Annotated in this window: 25 protein-coding genes and 1 pseudogene; 16 read left to right on the plus strand and 10 right to left on the minus strand. The window is 69.9% G+C overall.

Annotated features, from left to right (window positions below; all coding sequences use genetic code 11):
* Nucleotides 1-297: 297 nt before the first annotated feature.
* Entirely contained in the window at nt 298-960 is a 663-nt protein-coding gene (locus tag AB0I82_RS00900; RefSeq protein WP_363254868.1) for a DedA family protein, read from the minus strand.
* 628 nt (nt 961-1,588) lie between these two features.
* Nucleotides 1,589-2,452, minus strand: a complete 864-nt coding sequence (locus AB0I82_RS00905; protein WP_363254869.1) for a lamin tail domain-containing protein — start codon at nt 2,450-2,452, stop codon at nt 1,589-1,591.
* Nucleotides 2,453-3,834: 1,382 nt separating this feature from the next.
* On the opposite strand from AB0I82_RS00905, the pseudogene AB0I82_RS00910 reads away from it, so the two are divergent.
* The 4 genes and pseudogenes from AB0I82_RS00910 to AB0I82_RS00925 all read left to right on the plus strand — a co-directional run.
* Nucleotides 3,835-3,891 (plus strand): annotated as a pseudogene (locus AB0I82_RS00910) (hypothetical protein); the annotation flags it as partial.
* Between the two features lie 128 nt (nt 3,892-4,019).
* Entirely contained in the window at nt 4,020-4,172 is a 153-nt protein-coding gene (locus AB0I82_RS00915; RefSeq protein ID WP_363256106.1) for a hypothetical protein, read from the plus strand.
* Nucleotides 4,173-4,302: 130 nt separating this feature from the next.
* Nucleotides 4,303-4,896 (plus strand): DUF4232 domain-containing protein, encoded by a 594-nt coding sequence (locus AB0I82_RS00920; protein ID WP_363254870.1) that lies wholly within the window; start codon nt 4,303-4,305, stop codon nt 4,894-4,896.
* 113 nt (nt 4,897-5,009) lie between these two features.
* A complete protein-coding gene (locus AB0I82_RS00925; protein WP_363254871.1) occupies nt 5,010-5,987 on the plus strand; it encodes an EamA family transporter in 978 nt (325 codons plus the stop codon).
* Nucleotides 5,988-6,170: 183 nt separating this feature from the next.
* Here the strand turns inward: AB0I82_RS00925 and AB0I82_RS00930 are convergent, their stop codons facing one another.
* On the minus strand, nt 6,171-7,097 hold the full coding sequence (locus tag AB0I82_RS00930; protein WP_363254872.1) for a LysR substrate-binding domain-containing protein: 927 nt from the start codon (nt 7,095-7,097) through the stop codon (nt 6,171-6,173).
* 117 nt (nt 7,098-7,214) lie between these two features.
* On the opposite strand from AB0I82_RS00930, the gene AB0I82_RS00935 reads away from it, so the two are divergent.
* Both AB0I82_RS00935 and AB0I82_RS00940 read left to right on the plus strand, forming a co-directional pair.
* Complete coding sequence (locus AB0I82_RS00935) at nt 7,215-8,354, plus strand: diaminopropionate ammonia-lyase (protein ID WP_363254873.1); 1,140 nt, start codon at nt 7,215-7,217, stop codon at nt 8,352-8,354.
* A gap of 13 nt (nt 8,355-8,367) precedes the next feature.
* Complete coding sequence (locus tag AB0I82_RS00940; RefSeq protein ID WP_363254874.1) at nt 8,368-9,015, plus strand: LysE family translocator; 648 nt, start codon at nt 8,368-8,370, stop codon at nt 9,013-9,015.
* A 53-nt stretch (nt 9,016-9,068) separates the two neighbouring features.
* Here the strand turns inward: AB0I82_RS00940 and AB0I82_RS00945 are convergent, their stop codons facing one another.
* On the minus strand, nt 9,069-9,521 hold the full coding sequence (locus AB0I82_RS00945) for a DUF4442 domain-containing protein (RefSeq protein ID WP_363254875.1): 453 nt from the start codon (nt 9,519-9,521) through the stop codon (nt 9,069-9,071).
* 175 nt (nt 9,522-9,696) lie between these two features.
* Between AB0I82_RS00945 and AB0I82_RS00950 the strand changes: the two genes are divergently transcribed.
* Nucleotides 9,697-10,734, plus strand: a complete 1,038-nt coding sequence (locus tag AB0I82_RS00950; protein WP_363254876.1) for a hypothetical protein — start codon at nt 9,697-9,699, stop codon at nt 10,732-10,734.
* Between the two features lie 47 nt (nt 10,735-10,781).
* Nucleotides 10,782-12,092, plus strand: coding sequence for an MFS transporter (locus tag AB0I82_RS00955; protein WP_363256027.1), 1,311 nt, complete (start codon nt 10,782-10,784; stop codon nt 12,090-12,092).
* On the opposite strand, the gene AB0I82_RS00960 is transcribed toward AB0I82_RS00955, so the two are convergent.
* The 4 genes from AB0I82_RS00960 to AB0I82_RS00975 form a co-directional block, all read right to left on the minus strand.
* Nucleotides 12,079-12,957 (minus strand): fused MFS/spermidine synthase, encoded by an 879-nt coding sequence (locus AB0I82_RS00960; RefSeq protein ID WP_363256028.1) that lies wholly within the window; start codon nt 12,955-12,957, stop codon nt 12,079-12,081. The two genes, AB0I82_RS00955 and AB0I82_RS00960, sit on opposite strands and share 14 nt — an antisense overlap.
* 145 nt (nt 12,958-13,102) lie before the next feature.
* Nucleotides 13,103-14,002 carry a patatin-like phospholipase family protein gene (locus AB0I82_RS00965; RefSeq protein ID WP_363254878.1) on the minus strand — a complete coding sequence of 300 codons (900 nt, stop codon included), beginning with the start codon at nt 14,000-14,002 and terminating at the stop codon, nt 13,103-13,105.
* Nucleotides 14,003-14,294: 292 nt separating this feature from the next.
* Complete coding sequence (gene tuf, locus AB0I82_RS00970; protein ID WP_363254879.1) at nt 14,295-15,494, minus strand: elongation factor Tu; 1,200 nt, start codon at nt 15,492-15,494, stop codon at nt 14,295-14,297.
* Between the two features lie 209 nt (nt 15,495-15,703).
* Entirely contained in the window at nt 15,704-15,829 is a 126-nt protein-coding gene (locus AB0I82_RS00975; RefSeq protein ID WP_363254880.1) for a hypothetical protein, read from the minus strand.
* A 145-nt stretch (nt 15,830-15,974) separates the two neighbouring features.
* Between AB0I82_RS00975 and AB0I82_RS00980 the strand changes: the two genes are divergently transcribed.
* Entirely contained in the window at nt 15,975-16,685 is a 711-nt protein-coding gene (locus AB0I82_RS00980; RefSeq protein WP_363254881.1) for a TVP38/TMEM64 family protein, read from the plus strand.
* A 240-nt stretch (nt 16,686-16,925) separates the two neighbouring features.
* Here AB0I82_RS00980 and AB0I82_RS00985 read toward each other — a convergent pair whose 3' ends face one another.
* Nucleotides 16,926-17,396: an ATP-binding protein gene (locus tag AB0I82_RS00985; RefSeq protein WP_363254882.1), complete on the minus strand. Its 471-nt coding sequence runs from the start codon at nt 17,394-17,396 to the stop codon at nt 16,926-16,928.
* 173 nt (nt 17,397-17,569) lie between these two features.
* On the opposite strand from AB0I82_RS00985, the gene AB0I82_RS00990 reads away from it, so the two are divergent.
* The 6 genes from AB0I82_RS00990 (at nt 17,570) to AB0I82_RS01015 (ending at nt 22,360) form a co-directional block, all read left to right on the plus strand.
* Complete coding sequence (locus AB0I82_RS00990) at nt 17,570-18,847, plus strand: helix-turn-helix transcriptional regulator (RefSeq protein ID WP_363254883.1); 1,278 nt, start codon at nt 17,570-17,572, stop codon at nt 18,845-18,847.
* A gap of 83 nt (nt 18,848-18,930) precedes the next feature.
* Entirely contained in the window at nt 18,931-19,476 is a 546-nt protein-coding gene (locus AB0I82_RS00995; RefSeq protein WP_363254884.1) for a flavoprotein, read from the plus strand.
* 507 nt (nt 19,477-19,983) lie between these two features.
* Nucleotides 19,984-20,856, plus strand: coding sequence for an undecaprenyl-diphosphate phosphatase (locus tag AB0I82_RS01000; RefSeq protein ID WP_363254885.1), 873 nt, complete (start codon nt 19,984-19,986; stop codon nt 20,854-20,856).
* A gap of 310 nt (nt 20,857-21,166) precedes the next feature.
* A complete protein-coding gene (locus AB0I82_RS01005) occupies nt 21,167-21,751 on the plus strand; it encodes a sugar O-acetyltransferase (protein WP_363254886.1) in 585 nt (194 codons plus the stop codon).
* A gap of 89 nt (nt 21,752-21,840) precedes the next feature.
* A complete protein-coding gene (locus AB0I82_RS01010; protein WP_363254887.1) occupies nt 21,841-22,026 on the plus strand; it encodes a hypothetical protein in 186 nt (61 codons plus the stop codon).
* Between the two features lie 91 nt (nt 22,027-22,117).
* Nucleotides 22,118-22,360: a DUF2277 domain-containing protein gene (locus tag AB0I82_RS01015; protein WP_363254888.1), complete on the plus strand. Its 243-nt coding sequence runs from the start codon at nt 22,118-22,120 to the stop codon at nt 22,358-22,360.
* A 28-nt stretch (nt 22,361-22,388) separates the two neighbouring features.
* Here the strand turns inward: AB0I82_RS01015 and AB0I82_RS01020 are convergent, their stop codons facing one another.
* Entirely contained in the window at nt 22,389-23,306 is a 918-nt protein-coding gene (locus tag AB0I82_RS01020) for an endonuclease/exonuclease/phosphatase family protein (RefSeq protein WP_363256029.1), read from the minus strand.
* Between the two features lie 319 nt (nt 23,307-23,625).
* On the opposite strand from AB0I82_RS01020, the gene AB0I82_RS01025 reads away from it, so the two are divergent.
* Nucleotides 23,626-24,660 (plus strand): alcohol dehydrogenase catalytic domain-containing protein, encoded by a 1,035-nt coding sequence (locus tag AB0I82_RS01025; protein WP_363254889.1) that lies wholly within the window; start codon nt 23,626-23,628, stop codon nt 24,658-24,660.
* Nucleotides 24,661-24,763 lie beyond the last annotated feature (103 nt).

Consider the following 24,763-nt stretch of genomic DNA (forward strand, 5'->3'; position numbering starts at 1 on the left):
TGCCAGGTCGGTGGCGGGTCAGTGGCGGGTCAGTGGCGGGTCATTGCAACTGTCACCGCCATCGGCACTGACACTGTCACTGGTACCGACGCCTACACCAACATCGACACCGATACCTCCGCGGCAGTCGCTGAACGTGTTGCGCCGAGAGCACCGTAGGCGACGTACGTCAGGGCCTCGCCTCACTGGGGCGAAGATCACAAGAGGAAGACCAGAAGAGGAAGATCGTGCGAGAGAAGATCGCTGGCGTCGTGTGAGGCGCGTACGCAAAGTACCCGGGGTGATCCGGGACAGTGGTCAGTCCGTTGCCGCGGCGGCGGCCGGCTGACGTTCCTGCTGGTCAGCGGTGGCCGTGGTCGTGGCCTTGGCCGCTCGGCGCTTCATGACGATCAGCGAGCCGAGGCCGAAGAGGACCGCGGCGACCAGGCCCAGCCAGGAGAAGCGCTTCAGCCAGGGCTCCGCGACGATGCCGACGCTGTAGATCAGCGCGGTGGTGCCGCCCGCCCAGACGATGCCGCCCAGGATGTTGGCGATCAGGAACTTCCAGTACGGCATCCGCAGTACGCCCGACAGCGGTCCGGCGAAGATCCGGAGCAGAGCGATGAACCGTCCGAAGAAGACCGCCCACATGCCCCACTTGTCGAACTTCGCCTCGGCCATCGCGACGTGCTCGGGCCCGAAGTGGCGGGGGAACTTCCGCCCGGCCCAGTCCAGCAGCGGCTGCCCGCCCTTGCGGCCGATGAGGTACCCGATGGAGTCGCCGACGATCGCGCCGACCGTCGCGCACGTGCCCAGCACGACCGGGTTGATGTGGTCCTGCGTCGCGGCCAGCAGCGACGCGCTGACGAGGACGATCTCGCCCGGCAGCGGAATGCCCAGGCTCTCCAGCCCGATGATCACCCCCACCAGGAGGTAGACGCTCACCGCCGGTACGGACTCGAGCCACTCCTGGACGTGCAACTCGGCTTCCTCCACCTCATATCGGGCCCATCCACGGGCCGCCCCCTGACGCGCGACGCCGCACGTCAGGGAAGGGTACTCGATCTGCTGGTCAGGCATGCGGCTGCCGCGCGTGGCGCACGACAGCCGACAGTCGCTGTTCAGCGGCCTCGGCCACTCTGCATCAGATGCACATCAGATGTGCATCAGAGGGTGGGACGCAACGTGGAGCGCATCAGTTGCCCGCGGTCGCCGGCAGATTCTGCAGCGCCGCCATCCAGCGCATCTCTCCAGCACCTATCGATTTATCGATTAGCGGTCGCAGATCGGTGCTGTGAAGCGCCTGAGGGCCCGGAGAACCAGTGGCTCAGCCGTTCGGGGGGGAGAGGGTCCGGATGGTACTCAGCTCGGCGATCATCTCCTCGGCGGACCGGCCCAGGTCGGCGGTGGCTGTGGCGGTGCCCGCAGCGCCCGACGCCTGTGCTCGCCCAACGGCTGACCCGCTCCCGCGCCAACCGTCCGACGACTCCCGCGCCAACCGTCCGACGATCCGGCGACGGGGCTGGGGCCCATCCGCCGGATCTATCGGTGCGGCGGATGGGCCCCAGGTGGCACGGACCTGTCGTGTTCGGCCGTCCGGCCGGTGGGGTCAGGGGGTCGCGGCGGTGCCGTAGTTGTAGTCGGAGACGATGGTGCCGTTGGCGTCGCGGAGCCTGGCGGTGTCGCCGCTGTCGTTCCAGATGGGCCGGCCCTTGCCGTAGGAGAAGCCGCCCCACTGGGGGTGCACCTGGTTGGTGTAGACGCGGATGCGGTCGCCGGGCTGGAGCACTGTGCCGGGCGGGAAGGGGAAATCCTGGCCGGGGTCGTCGGCGCCGAGGACCCAACCGGAGATGTCGGCGGGTGCGGTGCCCCGGTTGACGATCTCCACGTACTCGTCGGCCTGGGTGCGCTTGACCTCGCCCTTGTACCGTACGTCGGCGATGACCACGTCCGGGGCGCCGACCCGGGAGAGTACGGCGACGATGTCCGCGCTGTTGGCGCCGTTCTCCGGGCTGATGAACTTGGTGACGATCTGACCGTTCTGCTTGAAGCCGGTAATGACGACCGCGTATTCCTCGCCGTCGATGGTCACGGTTTCCGGCGAGACCCTGGTGGGCAGGTCGACCTCGTCGTCAGGCGTCGGGCCGGCATTGTCCGTCTCGTTGTGCCGGAATCGGAAGCTGAAATTACGGTCGGTGTCGTCCTCCTCGAACCGGATGCGTACCGCGAGATCGACCTGGAACTGGCTCTGCGGCATCGCCTGGATCGGGAAGTTCTGGTGGGTGAACGTCCCTAAGGTGAACTCCGAACCGTCCAGCTTCACTTCCCTCGTGCCACCGGCGAACGCATAGCCGCTCTTACCGCCCCCGCCCGCGGGAATACCCCACTTGACGTTCTCGGTGCTCAACCCTTCGAGGTTGGGCGGGTTCGTGCTGAGGGAGGGCCAGGTACCGGATGTGGTGACGGTGGACATACACCATCCTTTTCTTCAGGGGTGGGTGCGGTGCACGCCGACGAGAGGTCGGCGGTGCGACTCTAACCAACGGGGCGCCCTCTGGCGGCCCAAGCTCATTGCGAAAGCGGCGAGTTGAGAAGATTGGCGAAATACCTCGCGCCAATAGAACCCGGCCTCGAATCTTTGTTTGGCGGCATCGCGGAGCGCGAACCCCCGGCCGGAATCAGCTGGACGGCATTTCCCAGTACCGGCCCACGCTAAACGAAAAATTCCGGTCAGTGCATCTTCATCCCATCAGCATGGCATCTTCCCAACTGTTTTCGCGTGCGGTGGATATGTGCTTGCCCCGAACGACCCGGGGCCGCGCTCGGCCGTTAGCCCTCAAGAGCAAGTGCCGCACTGGGGCGGCGCTTCACCAGGGCTCTGGAAAGCTGTGCCGTGTGACGCATGGGGTGGTGATGTGTTGCTCGCGTTGTGTGCCTGGGTACGACTCGTTCACCTTCAGGGCCCGGGGAAGCGTGCGCATCCTCGACACGACCAGCCAACCGTTGTCCTCGCGGCGGGTGACGCTGGAGTTGGAACACCGTGCGACCGGTTCCTACTTCATCTCCGGGGACGAGACGTCCCGGGGACCTTGTCCGGGAACTTGTCCGAGAGCTTCGGGCAGACCCTCACGTTCGAGAACGTCGACCTGGCCCTGTCGGGCACGGAGTCGGTCTCCACGCTCTTCCGCGTCGTCGCCGCGTAAGACGAGTCAACGCGAGTCCCATCTCATTCCATCCGAAGAGAGAGTACACGCAAGTGGACACGGTGGCATCCCGCCCGCACCGGCCGCCCGCAACCCCCGGCTCCCGCAGCATGTCCATCGCGGCCCGGGGCTACGGGTATCCACCGGCCCACAACGCGGGGTCGGAGCGGATGCTGCACTCGATGTTGCGCCCGCTGGCCGAGCGCGGCCATCGGATCACGGTGTGGCTGTCGCATCCGGGAAGCATCGAGAGGAGTTACGAGATCGACGGCGTGCGGGTCGTCCCATACCAGGAGGGTGATCTGCCACGAGCTTTCACAACGCGGCAGGTGCCGATCTCGTCGTCTACAACAGCGAATGGATCCGGCGGGACGGCGAGATCTTCTTTGCCCGCTATCCCCAGGAATTCCTGCCCAAGTGCACGGTCGTCGTCCGTCCTCCCGTGATCGCGGAGGAATACCGCACCGAACCGGGCGAGTGCGCCACCCTGGTGAACCTCAACGCCGACAAGGGCGGTGACCTCTTCTGGCAGATCGCTGCCTGAACCCCGGAGTGGCGGTTCCTCGGTGTACGCGGCGCGTACGGGCAGCAGGTCGTGCCGCCGCCGCGGCTGCCCAACTGCGAAGTCATCGACGGCGTTTCGGGCAAGGAAATGCGCGAGCACGTCTACCGCCGCTCGCGTGTCGTGCTGATGCCGAGCCTGTACGAGTCCTGGGGGCGGGTCGCGGTGGAAGCCTTCGCCTCCGGCATTCTCGTGATCGCCCAGCCCACTGCCGCGCCACAGCCCGCTCCCACCGGCTCAGCGCCGCCCCGGACCTCGACATCTGGTGCGACGCGGTGGAATCACTGCACAACACCACCCGCCACACCCCCGCTCGCCCACGCAGGCTCGGCACCCTCGTGCACACCGGCGACATGGACCTCGGCTTCGGAGAGAACACCGTGGGCTCCGCAGCCCCGGCACACCGGGAGATCGGACACCGCACATGACCAAACCGCCGGGGACGACACCGTCAGCGGGGCGTCAGCGGAACGTTAGCCGCCGCGGTCAGCCTGGTACCACCGCGGGAACGACTCCGCGGAACCGGCCGAACCCACACCATCGCACGGGGGATCCAGCATGCGTACCTTCCGAATCCGCGCCGCCGCCCTGGCCGCCGCCACCGCCGCACTGGCCCTGGGCCTGACCGCCTGTGGAGGCTCGGACAGCGTCGGCGACAGCGACAGCGGCGTCAAGGCCGCCGCGAGCTCCGGCAAGCTCACCACCGCCGCGCACGCCGCCGGCACACGTCAGTGCGACGGCGACGAGATGTCGTACTCCGTGCTGCACCGCTTCCCGAAGCAGCAGGGTGAGCACCTGCTGATCACCGCACGGAACACCGACTCCAAGTCCTGCTGGGTCACTTCCTATCCGTCCGTCATCCTCGGGGACACTTCCAACGTCCTGCCTCACTCGAAGAAGGACGCCCCGGGCGGCAGCACCCGGATCACGGTCCGGCCCGGAGGCAAGGTCTACTCCGCCGTCGCCCTCTTCGCCTACAACACGAAGAACCACACCTCCTCGGAACTCTCCCTCGCCATGCGCGACCAGACCAGCGACACTGGTCCGGCCACCGGGCAGCAGGCCTTCGACGGCAAGGGTGTGCCCTCGAAGTTCACCTGGTCCGACGCCGACGTCACCAACTGGAACACCACAAAGCCGTACGATTTCTGACCGGTCGCTGTTCAGGGCCAGCCGCAGGCCACGGACCGGTAGCGTGAACCGACACATCAGCCCAAGGCCCACATCAGCCCAAGGCCCAAGTCGGCAGGAACTCGGACGAAGGAATGCAGGAGAGCGGCGCGACTCGGGGGTTCGCCAAGGTCGTGGGGAAGGTGCCCGCCCCTGGGCTGGTGCTGGGTGGTGTGTGCGGAATCCAGTTCGGTGCGGCCTTCGCGCCCCGGGTGTACCCGCAGGTGGGTGCCGCGGGTGTGGTGTTCCTTCGGTTGTTGATTGCGGGCGTCTTTCTGTGCCTGTTGTGGCGTCCGCGGCGGCAGGCGTTGCGTTCGGTGAAGGGTGCCTGGGGGACGGTGATCGCTGCCGGGGCCCTGCTGGCGGCACACCACCTCGCCTTCTACGAGGCGGTGAAGCACATTCCATTGGGCGCCGTGGCGACAATCGAGTTTCTCGGGCCGTTCGTCATCGCCCTCGCCGGTTCGCGACGACTGGTCGACCTGCTGCCCGCGTGCCTGGCGGCCGGCGGTGTCCTGCTACTCAGCGGGGGCGGCGTCCCGTTGGCCCCGGGCGGCCTGGCCTTGGCCGCGGTGGCAGCCTCCTGCTGGGCCGGTTACATCCTCGTCTCCTCCCGCATGGCGCGACGCCTCAGCGGCGGCCAGGGCCTAGCGCTGGCGGTGTTGTGGGCAGCGTTGCTGAGTGCTCCGTACGGCGTCGCCCACGCCGGCAGCGCACTCCTGGATCCACATGTGCTGTGGGTGGCCGCCGTGGTGGCGGTGGCATCCAGCGTGCTGCCGTACTCGCTCAATCTGGAGGCGTTGCGCCGGATTCCACCTCGTGTGTTCGGCGTACTCACGAGCCTGGAGCCGGCCGTCGGCGCCCTGTTCGGTCTTCTCATTCTCGGCCAACGGCTCGCCTGGCCGCAGTGGCTCGGCATTGCGTCCGTCGCCTGTGCCTCCATCGCTGCCACATACCTGGGGGCCGGCGAGCGCCGGAGTTCACGAGTACGCACGAAGGGCAAGCCATCGCCGAGGTCGAGTGAACATCCTTCGCGGGCCGGCAGCGACGGTCTCAAAGCGCCGATCGAGTAAGTCGCCGAGCTTCGCATCAGCGGCCGCGCGCGTCGCGCCCCACAGCTCCGGGTCGTCGAACTGGGCGAGGAGGAACAGGCCGCGGCTGTCTTCGTCCGTGATTGTGGCCCGGCGGAGATGCGGCGAGGTGCTGCTGTCGTCGGCGACCTCGCAGATCAGGTTGTGGATCGTTGGTCTGGTGTCTTACGGCTGATTGGCGTTGGATCGGGCGGTGACCGCGTGGCGGAGGGCGGCGCGGCAGGCGAGGACGGCGGGGTGTTGGCTGCGACCTTGGCGTACGACGGTGAAGATGCGGCGTGCGCGCTGGCCGCGCGGGAGTTGCCGCAACGTGACCGTTGGGGGCCGACCGTTCCAGACGAGGTCGGGGAGGAAGGCCGCGGCGTGTTGCTGCTCGACGAGGCGCTGGTGGAGCAGGAGGTCGGTGGTCTCGAACCGTACGTCGGGTTCGAAGCCGACGGTGCGGCACAGGGTCATGGCCCAGTGCCGGGCGGTGGTGCCTTCGGGTTCCATCACCCAGGGGTGGTCGGCGAGTGAGCGCAACACCGCCGTCGGACCGTCGGCACCCGTTGTGTCGGCCGGCCTTGGCAGGGCTAGCTGCAGGGGGTCGTCGAAGAGGTCTTCCTGTTCGAGTTCGGCCGGCCGTGCGTTGGGATTGCCGGGGTACTCCTCGGCGACGACGAGGTCGAAGTCGCGGGCTTGCAGAGCGGGTAGGGCCTGCTCCGGTTCCATGTGTCTGACGTGGACGCGCAAGTGCGGGTGTTGGTCACGCAGCAGGCCGAGCGCTGTCGGGACCAGGGTCAGGGCGGCTGTCTGGAACGAGGCGATGCGCAGGGTGCCGGTCAGGTCGGTCAAGGAGGCGGTGATGTCCGCCTCCGCGCGCTCCAGGCGTTCGAGGACCGCTTCGGTGTGGGCGACGAGAATCTCGGCCTGCGTGGTCAGCCGTACCCGCCGTCCGACCGGCTCGAGCAGCGGGACGCCGACTTCGGCTTCCAGCTGGGAGAGCTGCTGGGAGACGGAGGAGGGAGCGTAGGAGAGGGCGGCGGCGACGGCCGCCAGGGTGCCGCGGTGCTTGAGCTCTCGGAGCAGGCGCAGTCGGTGCAGGTCGAACATGGGACGCCCGCTCTCCTCGCCCTCGCGGACCGATGGCTAAATCGTCGGTTTTTCCGACGAGTATAGGTCGGAAACATTCGCTGGACCGGTCGTAAGGGTGTACTGGACCCTGATCATGTGTCTGACAACATTCCCCCCTCCTGTGCGCTGCCGTCCCCCCGTCCCCTGCCGTGGTTCGTGCGTCCCGGCGCCCGTGCCTGGCGGTGTGAGCCCGCGCCCACCGAGGTGCGGGACTTCCACTTCTCGCTGCCCGAGTACGCGCCCACCCCACTGACCGAGCTCCCTTCGTTGGCAACGGAGTGGGGCGTCGGCCGGGTCTTCGTCAAGGACGAGTCGTGCCGTCTGGGGCTGCCCGCGTTCAAGGCGTTGGGTGCGTCCTGGGCGGTCCACCGCATGCTCGCCGAGCGGGCGGCGAGCGGTACAGAACACGGCCCGATCACCCTGGTGACCGCCACCGACGGCAACCACGGCCGCGCGGTGGCACGCATGGCACACCGCCTCGGCCAGGACGCCCACGTGTTCGTTCCGCAGGGCGTGCATCCGCTGGCCGTGGCGGCCATCGTCGCCGAAGAGGCGAAGGTCACCGAGGTCGCAGGGCCGTACGACGAGGCCGTGCGGCTGGCGGCCGAGGCGGCTGCCGCGCCGGACGCGGTGCTGGTCCAGGACACCGCCTGGCCGGGCTATGAGCAGATCCCGGGGTGGATCGTCGAGGGGTACTCCACGCTGTGCGCCGAGATCGACGAGCAGCTGGCGGCCGCAGGGGTCGGCGCGGGCCCTGACCTGGTCGGCGTGCCGGTGGGGGTGGGGTCGCTGGCCCAGGCGGTGGTCACCCACTACCGCAGCAGGCCGTCGGGGCGGGCTCCGGCGTTGTTGTCGGTGGAGCCGGAGACCGCGGCCTGCGTGGTCGAAAGCCTCACCCGCGGTGAACCGGTCAGCGTCACCACCGGCGAAACCGCCATGGCCGGGCTGAACTGCGGTACGCCGTCCAGCATCGCCTGGCCCTATCTGCACGGCGGGCTGGATGCCGCCGTCGCCATCTCCGACGCCGACAGTGCCCAGGCGGCCGCCCGCCTTGCTGCTCTCGGCGTCTCCTCGGGCCCCTGCGGAGCCGCGTCGCTCGCCGGTCTGCACGCGGCGCTCACCGGCGCGGGCGCCGACGAACGCCGCACCGCACTGGGGCTCGGCCCGGCCTCGGTGGTCGTCCTCCTGAGCACCGAGGGCACGGCAGCCAACCCGCACTCCACCACCGATCGCTGAAGAGGGCGGCAGCGTGCTGACTCACCTCGTGGCCGCTACTGGCGTCCTCGGCCTACTGACCATCGTTCCCGGCCCGGACATGGCGGTGGTGACCCGGCGCGCCGTCGCGGCCGGGACCCGGGACGCCCTCTGGACGGTCGGCGGCATCGCGAGCGGGCTGCTGGTCTGGGGAGTACTGACCGTGGCCGGGCTGGCGGCCGTGCTGGCCGCCTCGCCCGCGGCGTACCTCATCATCAAGCTGCTGGGCGCGGCCTATCTGATCTTCCTCGGCGTACAGGCACTGTGGCAGAACCGCCAGGCCGCCTCCGCCTCGGCCGATACCAATGCCAATACCGATACCGGCGATACAGCCGCCCCGGTCACCGCCGGGAACCCCTGGCGGACCGGCCTGATCAGCAACGTCCTCAATCCGAAGATCGCGGTCTTCTACACCGGGCTCCTGCCCACACTGGCCCCCGCCGGAATGCCGGCCGCCTGGGCCATGACACTTCTCGTCCTCCTCCACACCGCCCTCACCCTCGGCTGGCTGAGCAGCTATGTGCTTGTGCTGTCCAAGGCTGGGCCGGTCCTCCAGAGGCCGCGGGTCCGCCGCGCTCTTGAGCGGACCACCGGCGTCGTACTGATCGCTTTCGGCCTCGCGGTCGCGGCCGCGGCCGGCTGATCAGTACACGCCGCCGCTCCACCAGGTGTGGTCAAAAGCCCGCGCCTACGTCCTCAACCGTTCAGTCGCAACGTCCAAACAACCGTCATCTCGCCCGTGACAGCCCCGTCCTCGCGCTGAATGGCGATGGCGACCGGGAATTCGGGGCGTCCGCCCGCATCAAGCTCCGCAACGACCTCGGCCACCGGGCGGCCCAGCGTCGCCGTGGCGGTCACCGGTCCCTTGGCCACCTTCTTGTAGCCGATCTCGGCTCGTACCGCGAGCGGCACCGCGCGAGAGAGCTGGTCACCGAACGCCTTGAGCACGATAGCGCCGCTGGCGGACTCGGCCAGGGTGAACATGGCGCCTGCGTGGGGGCCGCCGATGTGGTTGTGGAAGTCCGGCTGGTCCGGGAGCCGGAGCACCGCACGTTCCGAAGTGACCTCGTCGAACTCCAGGTTCAGGGTGCGCACCATCGGGACCGCGGCGGCCAGCGTTTCGCCCATCGAGGCGTTCTCAACTGTCATGGGCGAGATGTTACTGCCGAGTAGGGACGCTGGCCACCCCCGTCCGCGGCCCCGCCAAGTACATGCCAAACTCCCCCGAAGTATCCGCGAACGGCATGAGTGAACGTCAGGGTTCTGTCACGCTCCCAGGGGCAGCTGTGACACCTCCCACCTCGGACCTTTATCGTTAGCGCCCATGTGGCCAGGACAGCAGCCGCCCGGGGGCGAGCAGAACCCGCAGGACCAGAATCCGTATCAGCAGCCGGGTTACCAGCAGCCGAACCCGTACCAACAGGCGGGGTATCAGCAGCCGGGCTACCAGCAGCCCAATCCGTACCAGGGCCAGCAGCCCATGCAGCCTCCGCCGCCGCAGTGGCAGGGACCGGGTGGACCGCAGTCCCCCAAGGGCGGCGGTGGCGGCAACGAGAAGAAGACCACCATGACGATTGCCGTCGTCGCGGCGGTCGCGGTCGTGGCGGCCGCCGTGGTCACCGGCGTCTTCGTCCTCCAGGACAAGGACGACAAGAAGGTCGTCGCCAAGGACGACCCGAAGCCCACCCAGTCCCAGTCCGCGACGGCCGAACCGACGGAGTCGGCGGGCGGGGGCGCGGGTCCCGGTGGCGACCCGAACGCTCCCGATCAGCCGGTGATCAAGGGCTGGCAGACGGTGGTCAACGCCAAGCGGCACGTGGCATTCGACGTGCCGACCAAGGACTGGACGACCACCTCGGCGGACACCTACACCGGGTTCCAGGACGAGAAGGACAAGTCCGGTTTCCCCAAGACCCTGATCTCGATGACCGCACCGGCCTACTTCAAGGAGGAGTGGTGCACCATCAAGGACAAGGACGGCAATGAGTCCACCGCGGCGCTGGCCGGCACCGGCGTCAAGGGTGCGCAGGGTGCGAAGAGCCAGGGTGAGGCCGCCCAGAACGAGGCTCTGAACTGGGTCTGGGCCGGTTACGACCAGAAGAAGACCGGTACGTTCAAGGGCACCAAGGCGAAGTCCTTCAAGAGCGATCACGGCATCACCGGAAAGCTGTCAACGGCGACCGTGACCGGCGTGAAGAAGGACAACAAGTGCGACTCGGACGGCAAGGCGTACGCGGTTACGTACACCGACACCACCGGTGAGTACGCGACCTGGATCCTCTACGCCGCCAAGGACGTCAAGGGCGAGATCGACGAGGCCACGGTCAAGAAGATCATGAGCTCCCTCCGGCCGCTCGAATAACCACCTCGACAACCCCTCAATAACCCGAACGCGATGCTGCTGCTGTGATGAAGATGGCGCGCCCTGCCTGGGCGGGGCGCAATTACACGCTGCTGACGGCCGCCGCCGTGGTCACGGGTCTCGGAAGTTCCGGGGCCCTGATCGCGGCGGCGTTCGCCGTGCTGGCAGCCGGTGGTTCGGCGACCGACGTGGGTCTGGTCGCCGCCGCCCGTACGATCCCCCTGGTGATCTTCCTCCTCGTCGGAGGAGCGATTGCCGACCGGTTGCCGCGGCACCGCGTCATGGTCGCCGCCAACGTACTGAACTGCCTGTCCCAGGGCGCCTTCGCGCTGTTGGTACTCACCGGCGAACCCCGGCTGTGGCAGATGGCGCTGCTGTCGGCGCTGGGCGGCACCGGTCAGGCGTTCTTCGCGCCGGCCGCCGAGGGCATGGTGCTGGCCAGCGTCTCCGGCGAGCAGTCGGGACGCGCCTTCGCCGTCTTCCGTATGGGCATGAATGGCGCGAACATCGGTGGCGCCGCGCTGGGCGGCGCGCTGATCGCGGCGGTCGGGCCCGGCTGGGTACTGGCCGTCGACGCCGCCGCCTTCGCGCTCGCCGGGCTGCTGCGGGCGTTCCTCGACGTGCGGGGCGTGCCACCGCGCGAGCCGGGGCACGGTCTGCTCGCCGATCTCCGGGACGGCTGGCGGGAGGTGGTCTCCCGGCGCTGGCTGTGGGCGATCGTCCTGCAATTCGCCGTTGTCAACGCGGTGGTGGCGGCCGCCGAGGCGGTGTACGGACCGCTGGTCGCGCAGGATCATCTCGGCGGTCCGGGTCCGTGGGGGCTGGCGCTGGCGGCGTTCGGTGCCGGTACGGTCTGCGGCGCGCTGCTGATGACCCGGTACAAGCCGCGTTACTTGCTGCGCGTGGGCGCGCTGTGCGTCTTTCCGCTCGCCCTGCCGTCCGCGGCGCTGGCGGTGCCGGTGCCGGCCGGAGCGCTGACGGCCGTGATGTTCGGGGTGGGGATCGCGCTCGAGGTGTTCGCGGTGACGTGGATGATGGCGCTGCATCAGGAGATTCCGGAGGAGAAGTTCTCCCGGGTCTCGTCGTACGACTGGCTCGGCTCCCTCGCCATGGTGCCGTTGGCCACGGCCCTGGCGGGCCCGGTCCAGGATCTGGTGGGTCGTACCGCCGCGCTGTGGGGCTGCTCGGCGCTGATCGCGCTGCTGACGGCTGCGGTGCTGTGCGTACGGGATGTGCGGTGGCTGCGGCGGCGGACGGAGCCGGTGGCGACGGCTTCCCCGGCGTGGGCTCCGGCGGCTTCCCCGGCGGGGACTTCCGAAATCCCGGCAGCGGCGGCCGACGACGTCACCCCACGCTGAACGCCCCCGACGGCGGCTCCGGTGACGGGACCGCCTCCGTGTCCCGTACCGGCTGCGCGTCGCCGATGAGTTGCCGCAGCCGGGGGCCGTGCTCGACACGGGCCGGGAAGGCATCGGCCGTCACCCGCCGCGCGATGTCGGCCAGCGGCAGCTCTTCCTGGGAGGCGACCAGGACGGCGTTGCCGAACCGGCGCCCGCGCAGCATCGAGGGCTCCGCAATCAGGCACAGCTGCGCGAAGACCGCCGTGAAGTTGGCGAGCTGGCCGCGCAGGAAGGTGAAGGGGGCGCTGTCGGCGAGGTTCGCCACGTAACAGCCGCCCGGACGCAGCACACGGCCGGCGGCCCGCGCGTACTCCGCCGAGGCCAGGTGCGCCGGCACCCGCGATCCGCCGAAGACGTCCGCCACCACGATGTCCACGGAGGCCGGCGGCGCCGCTTCCAGTGCGGTACGGGCGTCGGCGGCGTGCACCGATATGCCGCTGTCCGCGGGCAGCGGGAGGTAGCGGCGTACGAGGTCGAGCAGGCCGCGGTCGGCCTCGATCACCTGTTGCCGGGAGCCGGGGCGGGTCGCAGCGAGGTAGCGCGGCAGGGCCAGCGCGCCGCCTCCTAGATGCAGCGCGGCGAGCGGGCGGCCCGGCTCGGCCGCCGCGTCCAGGACGTGGGCGATGCGGCGGGCGTACTCGAACTCCAGGTACGTCGGCTCGTCGAGGTCCACGTACGACTGCGGAGCGCCGTCGACGGTGAGCAGCACCGCGCGCGGCCGGTCCACGTCGGGCAGCAACTTGGCCGTACCGCAGTCCACTTCCTGGGTGACGGGCACCAGCGCCTCGGACGCGAGGGTCTCCGGCGCGGGAGTCCCGGGCACGCGGGCCGCGGGAGTCGCGGGCGCGAGGGCCTCGGAGGCCGCGGGCGCGGCAGCGATCGGAACGTCGGGGCGGTCTGTCACCGTCCTATTGTGCGGTGCGCGGGGCGGAGTTCCGTACCCGCTCGCCGCCCCCCGACGCGGTCCCTCACCCGCCGTCCGTCCACACCCGGGCCGCCTCCGCCGCGTGGGCGGTCGCCTGGATGCGGCCGGCGCGGGCCGCGGCGGCGCGCTTGGACGGGTCCAGGACGTTGCGGCCGAAGGCGGCCCGCGCGGCGCGGTCGGGCGTGATGACCAGTACCTCCGCTCCTTCCGCCGCGAGTCGCGCGGCCTGCGAGCGCGGGGTCGCGACGGGGCCGCCGCCGGACGCCATCGGCGCGATCACAACGACGCGCCCGTACCCGGCGGCCAGGTCCGCGTTCGCGCAGGAGTGGACGCCGCCGTCGATCCACCGGCGGTCGCCGATCGTCACCGGCGGCCAGACGCCGGGCACCGCGCAGCTCGCGGCGACCGCGTCGGCGAGCTTCACCCCGCTCCCGCCGTCGAACGCGCTGCGCTCCCCCGTGAGCGCGTCCACCGCCGTGATCATCAGCCGCCTGGCAGGCCACTCCTGCGAGAGCAACCGTCCGGCGATCACCGCGCGCTGGGTGTTCTCAGGGCCCGTACGAGCTGCCAGCGCCAGCCGTCCCATCCGTGCACCGAAGCTCACCGCGTCCCGCGACCGCAGCGCTATGGCCGCGAACCGGGCCATCGACACGGCGCCCATCCGCGCCGGCGCGCCGCCACCCTGCGCGATACCGACGCCGCCTGCGGATGCACCGACCGACGGGCCGCCCGAAGGCCCGGCCAGCTGCCGCTCGTACAGCTCCTCCAGCGTCAGTTGCCCGGAGGTGAGCTGCGCGCCGACCAGGGAACCCGCCGACGTGCCGATGACGACGTCGGCCGTGCACAGATCCACCCCCGCCTCGGCCAGTCCGGCGAGCATCCCGATCTCCCAGCCGATGCCCGTGAGCCCGCCACCGCCCAGCACCAACGCCGTACCCGCCATGCGTGCCGCTCTCCCATTCCTTGATGGTCCAACGTTCCTCGATGGTCCGGCGTTCCCCATGCGCCAAGGGTCCGCCGGACGTGCAGTCTTCCATCGAGAACGCGCCGCCGACAGGCCCCATCCGGACCCGGCCCGCACGCCCGGACACCCGCGCCCTCGCACAAGAAACTGCACGTGAACGCGGGTGTGCAGGTGCACGTGTGGCCGCACGGTACGGGCTTCCGGAACTCGCCCGAATGGCTCTCGGCCGGTCCTTCAGCCCGTCTCCGTGACCGCGTCTCGGACCGGCCCCTCAGCCCCCGTCCGTGACCACCTCACGGACCGTGCCGGCGCCCACCGTGCGCCCGCCCTCGCGGACGGCGAAGCCGAGGCCCGGCTCCAGCGGCGTGCCGCGGCCCAGCCGTACCGTGACGTGGACGGTCTCACCGGGGCGGGCGGTCCCGCGCTCGCCGAGGTCCAGCTCGCCGACCACGTCCGCCGTACGGATGTAGAACTGCGGCCGGTACCCGGTCGACAGCGGCGTGCGCCGGCCGCCCTCCTCGGCGGACAGCACGTACACATCGGCGGTGAACGCGCGGCGCGGCGTGACGCTGCCCGGCGCGGCGATCACCTGCCCGCGGCGGACCGCGTCCCGGGCCACGCCGCGCAGCAGCAGCGCCACGTTGTCGCCCGCCTCCGCGTGCTCCATCGGCTTGCCGAAGGTCTCCAGGCCGGTGACCACGGCGGTGACGCCGTCGCCCGTCTCGCCCACGATCTGCACCCGGTCGCCCATGCGTACGCTGCCGCGCTCGACCGCCCCGGTGACGACCGTCCCCCGCCCGGTGATCGTCAGGACGTTCTCCACCGGGAGGAGGAACGGCGCGTCAACGTAGCGCTCGGGCATCGGCACGTACGTGTCGACGGCGTCGAGCAGCGCCTCGATGGCCGCCGTCCAGCGCGGGTCGCCCTCCAGGGCGCGCAGCCCGGAGACGCGGACGACCGGTACGTGCTCGCCGTCGTAATCGTGCGCGTGCAGCAGTTCGCGGACCTCCAGCTCCACCAGGTCGGTGAGCTCGGGGTCCCCGGCGTCGGCCTTGTTGAGCGCGACGACGAGGTGCCGCACGCCGACCTGCTTGGCGAGCAGCACATGCTCGGCGGTCTGCGGCATGACGCCGTCGAGCGCGGAGACGACCAGGATCGCGCCGTCGAGCTGGGCCGCTCCGGTGACCATGTTCTTGATGAAGTCGGCGTGACCGGGCATGTCCACGTGCGCGTAGTGCCGTGTGCTCGTCTCGTACTCGACGTGCGAGATGTTGATGGTGATGCCGCGGGCGCTCTCCTCCGGGGCCCGGTCGATGCGGTCGAACGGGACGTACGTGCCGCTGCCGCGGTCGCTGAGGACCTTGGTGAGGGCGGCGGTCAGGGTCGTCTTGCCGTGGTCGACATGGCCGATCGTGCCGATGTTGAGGTGCGGCTTGGTGCGGACGTAGGCCGTCTTGGGGCTGTGGGACATGGGTGTCTGTCTCCTTCGCGCGGGCCGCGGCGGACGGCATACGTCGGCCGCGGGGCGCGGTGCAGAAGCGCTGGAGCACGTGCGGTACCTGGGCAGTACTCGCCTGCTGCTTGCAGCGCTTGTGATGATCACGGCGGCTCAGCGCCGTACGGACCCCTCGACCGGCCCGACCCTCCCCCTGCGGGGCCCGCCGGACGATCCGGGGAGGGTCAGCTTCGGACGCCGTCGAATGCGGCGCCGGCCAGCAGGACTGCGGCCCTGGTCGAGGCGGTGACGGCAGCCTTCGGCGCGTCCGCGGTGGCGGACGTGAGCGCGAGGAAGGCGAACCGGGTCATGAGGAAAGGATCGCGGGCGGACGGCGCCGCGTCGACCGATTTATCGGGGCACGCGGCGAACAGCCGGTCGCCCGCCCCTTCCCCGTACACCGTTTATTACACCGCTATTACATCCCTGGGACGCCCAGTCGGTTACGCTCCCCTGATGCTCGACTCCGCTACCCCGCCCGACGCCCTCGCCGTGCGCTGTACGCGGCTCCTCCTGTCGCCCTGGTCCCGGCTGGCGCTGCTGGTCGCGCTGCTCGCGTGCGCCGCGACCGCCATGTTCGTATGGGAACCGCAGCGGCTGCTCGCCAACGGGTGGCCGCCGCACCTCTCCGGTGGCGTGGCCGTGGTGCTCTTCACGGTCGCGTACGGGCTGTGCACCACCGCATTCGTCCCGCGTCCCGTACTGAACGCCGCGGCGGGCGCCCTCTTCGGAGCCCAGATCGGGACGCCGGCGGCGCTGCTGGGGACGGTACTGGGCTCCGCGCTCGCCTTCGGGCTCGGCCGGCTGCTGGGCCAGGACGCCCTGCGCCCGCTGCTCCGTACCCGCTGGCTTTCCGCTGCCGATCAGCAGTTGAGCCGGCACGGCTTCCGCTCGATGCTGGCCATCCGGCTCTTCCCCGGTCTGCCCTTCGCGGCCACCAACTACTGTGCCGCGGTGTCCCGTATGCGGTGGCCCGCGTTCCTCCTCGCGACCGCGCTCGGCAGCATCCCGAACACCGCCGCGTACGTCGTGGCCGGCGCCCGTGCGTCCACGCCCACGTCACCGGCATTCCTGATCTCGATGGGCTTTATCGCCGTCACGGGCCTCGCGGCGGTCGCCGTTGCATGGTGGAAACGCGGTGCGCTGCGCGGCGGTTCGGATTCCTGAGCCGCAACACGCATTCCTTCACATACGCATTTCCGCTACGCGCGCATTCGCATCCACATCGGCATCCGCACGTGCATATGGGATTGCACAATGAGGGCGAGGAAGGGGAAGGAAAGGGACCGCGTGCTGCGGGGGCCAGGCAGCACCAGTCACGCATTCCCATTCATTCAATTCCGGTCAATCGCCGGTGCGGTACGAGCCATTCCCCTTTGCCGACCGCGGCATGCCGTCGACGCGCATTCAGACGCAGCGCAGCGGAACGCGCGCGCCGGCGAGGTGCGCCGCTGTACCGCCTCCCGCCGGAGCAGTCGTACGCGGCGCCCAACTGACCGCGATCTCCGCCCAGCACCGCTTTCCCGTCGGTGTGCGCTCGGCGCCGTGGTCGATGGACAACGCCGCGACGAGGAACAGCCCTCGCCCGCCCTCGTCGTCCATGTCCGCGAAGCACGCGCTCGGAAGCTCGGTACTGGAGTCGGAAACCTCGACCAGCAGGGCCTCGCCGTTCAGTCGCGCGCTGACGGCGACGGGTCCGCCGCCCGCGTGCTGGACCGCGTTGGTGATCAATTCGCTGGTTACCAGTTCGACGTTATCGAGTGACTGGGCGTCGAATTGCACGCTCCAGCCCCGTAAGTCGCTCACTACCCGGCGCCGCGCTGCTGCTGCGGCGGCGGGCGTACCAGGCACGGAGAAGCTGAGCCCGTGCGCTTGCATGAGTGGCCTCCTGACTGAGTGGGCAACTCAGGCAAGCAGCGATACAGCCGCGATGGCCAGATCGGACGCGGCGGCTGCATGACTCATGCAGGAGCTGCATCACTCTCGATTATGGTTTCATTACGCTCGGTTGAGCAGTCAGGATCGGCGACGGCAAAGGGGCCGTGGCACACATGGTCGACGCACAAAGTGAAGCGAAGAGACTGGGCGAAGTGATCCGCCGGGCGCGAGTGCTGAAGAAGCGCTCGCAAGCGGATGTCGCCAAAGCCCTTGGCTATCACCAGTCGAAAGTGAGCCGCCTTGAAGGCGGCCGGGGTACCGAAGACACCCGCCTGTTGCGTGAAGTCGCACAGGTGCTCGGTATTCCGTTGGACAGTCTCGGCCTTGCTGCCTCCCCGGAAGTAAGCACCGCCGACCCTGAGGCAGAGGACATGTACCGCCGCACCTTCCTCGCCGCGAGCATCGCCGCGCTCGCGACACCGGACGTACCGGCCCCCGTCGCCCATGACGACCTGGTCCGTTCGCTCCTTCCCGGACCGGGCACGGCAGCCGCCCGGCCGGTACTGAAATTCGCCGAGCTGCGCGAGCGGGTGGCCCACATCCGCCGGCTGTTCAACCACTGCAGCTACAAGGAACTGGAGGGTGCGCTCCCCAGTGTGATCGCCGATCTCCGGAACGCCACCGACAGCAATTCGGCCGAGCTTTCGCAGCTTTCCGGCCTGCTTGCCACCGCGTACCAGACCGCGGCCGGCCTGCTTCTGAAGCAGAGCGACCACGGGAACGCGTGGCTCGCGGTCGGCCGCGCGATGGCGGAGGCGGAGCGCTCGGAGGACCCGGTGGTCCTCGCGTCCAGCGTCCGCGTCCACGCGCACGTACTGGTACGCGAGAAGCATGCCGCGCAGGCCGTGGCGATCGTCCGGCACACCGCCGACCAGCTTTCGGGCTCCTACGACCGCCGTTCGCCGCGCTATCTGGCCGCGTTCGGGCTGATGCTGCTGCGCGGGGTCACCGCGGCCAGCAGCAGCGGGGACCGGGCGGCGACGCGCGAAATGCTCGACGAGGCACGGGAGGTCGCGCGGTTCGTCTCGCACGACCGGCCGGACGCCTGGGCCAACTTCAGCCCCACCAACGTGGAGCTGCACACGGTCAGCGCGTCCGTCTCGCTCGGCGACGCGGGGCAGGCACTGGAGGCCGCGCGCCCCCTCATGCGCCGGCACATCCCCGTACCGGAGCGCCGCGCCGGTCTGTGGGTGGACGTGGCGCGGGCGTACAGCCAGCAGGGCAAGCTCGCCGACGCCTTCCAGGCACTGCGCATCGCGGAGCGCTGCGCGTCCCAGGACATCCGCCGGCCCGCGGTACGCGAAATGGTCGCCGACATGGCCGCCCGCGACCGCCACCGCGCCCTCCCGGAACTCCACCTCTTCAGCCGCCGCCTGGGAGCACCGGCGTGAACGGTGCGGCTGTTCCTGGTGCCGGTCCTGATGCGGTTCCTGGTGGGGTCGCGGATCCGGACGGCCCCGACAGGGACGTGGACATGACCAGCAATCGGCGCCCGAAGCCGTTCCTGTACGTCGTGCTCTGCGCGGCAGGCATCGCCGACGACGTGGACAAGCTGATCGCCTCCGCGCAGCAACGCACCTGGCATGTCGGCGTCATCGCCACGCCGCGCGGTCTGGAGTACATCGACGCCACCGCGATCGAGGCCCAGACGGGCTATCCCGTGCAGTCGGCCTGGCGCGCGCCCGGCGAGCCGCGCCTGCTGCCGCCCGCTGACGCGATCGCGGTCGCCCCGGCAACGTTCAACACGATCAACAAGTGGGCCCAGGGCATCGCCGACACCCTTGCGCTCGGCATCCTGTGCGAGGCGCACGGCTTCGGCACTCCTATTGCCGCGCTCCCCTACCTGAACGCCGCGCAGGCCGCGCATCCCGCGTATGCACAGAGCCTGGCCCGGCTGCGCCGCATGGGCGTCCTGCTCGGCGACTACGCCCCGCACCCGCCCCGCACGGGCGGCGGCCGCATCCGCTTCCCCTGGGAACAGGCACTCGACCTGCTGGCCCCGGCGCTGAAACGCGGCTAGGCGACGCTGAAGGTACCCCGGACCGTGCGCGAGCGCCGGTCCGGGATCCGCTCGTCACGGCACCGTGCACTGGGACCGGGCAGCGGCAAAACCGGGCCGGACCCGGGCCGATCGCCTGCCGATCACTTGGGGACGCTACGCTGCCCTACGACCGGCGCAAGATCGCGCCGCAGCCCGCCCACGAACCACCCGATTCACCAGCTGTGCCATCAGTGAGTGATCCGCACGTGCGTCTGCACGCGTACGCGCCCAGCGTCCCGTGTCGCACGCCTCGCGCCTCGCGCGCGATGTCGCAGGATCGCTTGATGCGACATCAGCTCCGCCCGCCCCAGCCAGCAAACGGCCGAGCCCAAGGACGACGACCACGACGCCGACCCCGATCCCGAGCCACTCCCCCGAACCGGCACGCACCGCGGCCGCACCCATGACGGCCGCCACCCCGAATTCCCTGCCGACCTGCACACTTGCTGGTCACGGCAAAATGACCTTCCGGATGGCGTACTACCCATGTCTTGGTTTGAATCATTCATCCTTGGACTTGTCCAGGGCCTGACCGAATTCCTTCCGATCTCGTCCAGCGCGCATCTGCGCCTGACCGCGGCCTTCGCCGGCTGGCACGACCCCGGCGCCGCGTTCACCGCGATCACCCAGATCGGTACCGAGACGGCCGTACTGATCTACTTCCGCAAGGACATCGCCCGGATCATCTCGGCCTGGGCCCGCTCGCTGGGGAACAAGGCGATGCGGCAGGACCACGACGCCCAGATGGGCTGGCTGGTCATCATCGGCTCCATCCCGATCGGCGTCCTCGGCATCACTCTCAAGGATGCGATCGAGGGACCGTTCCGCGACCTCCGTCTGATCGCCACCACGCTCATCGTGCTGGGCATCGTCCTCGGCATCGCCGACCGCCTGGCCGCACGCGACGAAACCGGCGGCCGCCACCGGGCCGCCAAGCAGCGCAAGACGCTCACCGACCTCAGCGTCAAGGACGGTCTCCTCTTCGGCATCTGCCAGGCAATGGCCCTGGTCCCCGGCGTCTCGCGCTCGGGCGCCACGATCAGCGGCGGCCTGCTCATGGGGTACACCCGGGAGGCCGCCGCACGGTACTCCTTCCTGCTGGCCATCCCCGCCGTACTGGCCTCCGGCGTCTACGAGCTCAAGGACGCCGGCAAGGGCCACGTCTCCTGGCCCCCCACCATCTTCGCCACGATCATCGCCTTCGTCGTCGGCTACGCGGTCATCGCGTGGTTCATGAAGTTCATCACCACCAAGAGCTTCATGCCCTTCGTCATCTACCGCGTCCTCCTCGGCATCGCCTTGTTCGCCCTGATCGCAGCGGGCGTCCTCAGCCCCCACGCGGGAGAGTCCGCCGGCTGACCGGGGACGTCGAGGTACTCGTGGTGGCCCCACTCCCCGCGCTGTCAGGGAGTGGGGCCGGTCCGAGTAGCGCCAGCAGCTCGGATAGGAACGTTGCTCACGGTAGCGGGGGCCACTGACAATCGCGGGCGCGCCGGCGGCCGGCGAACCGTTTCCGGTCGCTCCCGTCTCCGCGTTCCCCCTGCAATTCCAAGGTCCCGGCCGTCGGCAATTCGCCCGTAGGAGTGAACTCGCCACGCCCTGCCGCTTCTTGACGTGCCGGTCCCCGCTCCGGAAACGTAGCCGCGACCGTTCCTACCGAAGGAGCCCCGTGGGCGAGCACAAGGACCGCATGCTGGCCGGTGACTGGTACATCGCTGATGATCCCGAGCTCCTCGCGGACACCGAACGCCGCATCGAACTCTGCGCGGCCTACAACGCGGCCGCCGGACAGACGCCCGGCACGTACGACCCGGCCCGGCGCGACGCGCTCTTGGCGCAGCTGCTCGGTTCGGTGGGTACGGGCGTACGGATCCGCCCGCCCTTCTACTGCGACTTCGGGTATCTCATCAGCATCGGCGCCGGTACGTTCGTGAACTTCGGGGCGGTCTTCCTCGATGCCGCACCCATCACCATCGGCGCGCACGTCCAGATCGGCCCCAACGTACAGCTGCTGACCCCGACCCACGAGCTCGACAGCGAGCGACGCCGGGCCGGCTGGGAGAAGGCGCTGCCCGTGACGATCGGCGACAACGTCTGGCTCGGGGGCGGGGTGATCGTCTGTCCGGGCGTGACCATCGGCGAGAACACCGTGGTGGGCGCCGGTGCGGTGGTCACCAAGGATCTGCCGGCGGGTGTGCTCGCCGTCGGCAACCCCGCACGCGTGCTGCGGAAGCTGGACGAGACGACGAACTGACGGGCCCGGCAGCCCGGCCCGGTAGCCCAGCAGTCGCCCCGGACATAACTCGCGGTCGATTGTCAGTGCCTCCCCCTAATATGTGTTCCATGTCCGCAACTCATCTCCTTCCGGGCCAAGTCCGCCCCTCTGCCGCCGAAGTGAACGACTGCATACGGCGGTTCGTCCGGGCTCGGCGAGGCTGCGCCTGGACGGCCGAGGACCGCGAGGAGTACGCACACCTGCTCGCGGCATGGACCTCGGCGATGCGGGAGGAGATCGTCACGGCGGCCTGAAGACGGGACGCGCCGGCGACGCGGGACGGCAAGACAGCGCGACGACACCGCACGTCGCGCGCCCTGCCGGGCGACGAGGGAGACTGGCCTCATGTGCCGCAGTATCAAGACGCTCCGCCCACCGACCACCCCTGACGTGACAGAGGAGGACATCCGCGCGGCGGCCTTGCAGTACGTGCGCAAGGTCTCCGGATTCCGCGCGCCCGCCGCGCACAACCGCGAGGTGTTCGACCAGGCCGTGGAAGCCGTCACCGCGGCGACCCAGGACCTCCTCGCGAACCTTCACGTACGCGGCGGCACCCCGCCCTCACACCCCACGCACTCGACGGCCTGATCACCGTCCCCGGCCCCGCACTCGCTGCTCACCACTCCAGGTCCGCCAGTACCGGCAAGTGATCGCTCGGATACTGTCCGTCCTTCGCGAAGGTGTTGATCTCCGCGCGCAGCGTCCGGACGGAGGGGGAAGTGAGCACCCAGTCGATGCGGTCGCCGTTCGGGACGAGCGGCCGGTAGCCGTGGAACGTGGCGTACTGTGCGCTGCGCTCCTCCGCCGTGTCCCAGGAGTCCACGAGCGAGCCAGCGCGCAGCATCGTCTCGTACACCGGATTCTCGTGCGCGGCGACATTGAAATCGCCGGTCACGATCCGGGGCAGCGCCGCGTCCAGGCCGCGCAACCGGTCGGTGATGAGCTCGGCGGAGCGTTCGCGCGAGCCCTGGTGCAAATGATCGAGATGGGTATTGAGGGCGTAGAAGTCCGTACCGGTGAGCAGGTCGCGGAACCGTACCCACGTCACCATGCGGATGACGGTGTTGCCCCAGGTCGCCGAGCCGATCAGGTACGGGGTGTCGGACAGCCAGAAGTGGTCGTACTCGACAGGGCGCAGTCGCCGCGTGTCGTAAAAGATCGCCGCGAACTCGTCCCGGCTGCCGCCCGCGCGCCCGGTCCCCAACCAGGAGTACCGCGCTCCCAGATCCTGCGCGATCTCCTGCAGCTGCCCGTAAAGTCCCTCCTGCGTGCCCAGCAGGTGCGGCGCCTCCCGCCGCAGCAGCTCGCGCATGACCGGGCGGCGGCGATCCCAGGAATTCGGCTCCTGGTCCGAGGCGTACCGCAGGTTGAACGTCATCGCCCGCAGCAGCCGCCCGGCGTTCCCTTCCGAAGCGGTCGTCCGCCGTTCCGAGGCCGCCGCCGGAGCGGCCCCGCCGGCCCCGCCAACTCCCACGGTCGGTACCGCCGCCGCGGCAACCACCCCCGCCGCCCGCAGGGCCAGCCGCCGCCTCACCCAGCCACTGCCGACCTCGGCGCCGGGCTCACTTGCACGTGCGGATGCATTTGCGGTCACATGTCCTCCACCCAGCCGGTCCGAACCGTTCCGTCCTTCCGTCCTTCTTCCCCTCCGGAATTCGCCATGACGCTCCCGCCGCTGACGCGATGAGGTGCTGACGCGACGCGTACTGCCCCTCGCTCGGCAATAGCCATCGGATATGTCCTCATTCAGCGTCGTCCGCTACCGCGCCAATTCAGGGGGCTTTAGCGTCAGCTTCCGGCGCGCCGTGAATACCGCCGCCGCAATGGAAGACATGTCGGTAGGAGTGATTGTCGTGTCCCACCCTCCTCGCAGCGGTCATCACGCCGCGCAGGTGACCGAGCCGGGCGGGCCTGTGCTCGTGGCGCCGGTGGAGGCGCGCGAGCCCGGTCCGGGCGAGGTGCGGCTGGACGTTCTCGCGTCGGGGATCTGTGGTGCCGACGCCGGTATGGCGGCAAATCGCGCCCCGGACAGCGGATTTCCCCTCGTGCCGGGCCACGAGGTGGCCGGTGTGGTCGCCGAGCTGGGCCCGGGGGTGCACGGCTGGGAGGTCGGCGAGAAGGCGGGCGTGGGATGGTTCGGCGGTAGCTGCGGCTCATGTACGGCATGTCGGTCCGGCGATCCGGTCCACTGCCCGCGGCGCGAGATCCCCGGTCTGTCGTACCCCGGCGGCTGGGCGACCACCCTCACCGTTCCGGTCAACGCCTTGGCACGTATCCCGGAGGGGCTGTCCGCGGCGGAGGCGGCACCGTTCGGCTGCGCGGGCGTGACCACCTTCAACGCCCTGCGGCACAGCGGGGCCGAGGCGGGCGACCGGGTCGCCGTCCTCGGCATCGGGGGCCTGGGGCACCTGGCTGTGCAGTTCGCCGCCGCCATGGGCTTCGAGACGGTGGCCGTCGCCCGCGGCGAGGACAAGCGGAAGGCGGCCATGCAACTCGGCGCACATCACTACATCGACGCCTCGCACGAGGATGCCGGACAGGCGCTGCGGAAGCTGGGCGGATGCCGGCTGATCCTGTCCACTGCCGCCAGCAGCAAGCCGCTGGCCGGGCTCATCGACGGGCTGGCGCCGCACGGTCGCCTCACCGTCGTCGGCTTCGACGGAAGCCCGCTGGACCTGGCGTTGGGCAAGCTGGTCATGCACGCCCGCAGCGTCACCGGCCATGTGACCGGCAATCCGCTCGACACCGAGCAGGCCATGCGCTTCGCGCTGGCCAGTGGGGTACGGCCCCTCGTACAGACAGCACCGCTGGCAGAAGCCGCCGAAGCGTTGAAGATCCAGCAGGCCGGCCGGGCGCGCTTTCGCATGGTGCTCATCCCGACCGTCTAAGCCTTCTTCATGGTGCGTAACCTCACCGCCGCCGAGCCGAGTCTCGACCTCGGCCATCCCCTTCCCCGGGCCCGGACACCAGCCAGGTCTCCCGCTTGGACGG

This window comes from Streptomyces sp. NPDC050315 (assembly GCF_040655775.1).
Classification (GTDB): domain Bacteria; phylum Actinomycetota; class Actinomycetes; order Streptomycetales; family Streptomycetaceae; genus Streptomyces.